We start from the raw sequence: 246 nt of genomic DNA, 5'->3' as shown, positions 1-246 counted from the left end.
CCATCACCGCCGCCGTGACCACCACCATCGCCGCCATGGCTTCCATCGCTGCCGGCATCGCCGAAGCCCGCGGACGATCCGTCGATCGACGAGTCGGAGAAATCGCCGCCGCAATAGGGACTGCTGCAAATACGAGAACATCGATCCGGTCAGGCCGACGCGGCTGCCGCTGCTGTTCGCGCTCGACGCCAAGCTGAATCTTGCGAACGGCTTCATCTATCACACCGACTGCGAGGCGCTGCGCCG

The 246-nt window shown here is 65.0% G+C and carries 1 pseudogene; it reads left to right on the top strand.

What is annotated here, in order from left to right:
* Positions 1–76 precede the first annotated feature (76 nt).
* Positions 77–246 (top strand): annotated as a pseudogene (locus FNJ47_RS55705) (hypothetical protein); the annotation flags it as partial.

The sequence above is a fragment of the Bradyrhizobium uaiense genome (assembly GCF_010811875.1).
Lineage (GTDB): Bacteria > Pseudomonadota > Alphaproteobacteria > Rhizobiales > Xanthobacteraceae > Bradyrhizobium > Bradyrhizobium uaiense.
This window is presented reverse-complemented; position numbering and strand designations above follow the sequence as displayed.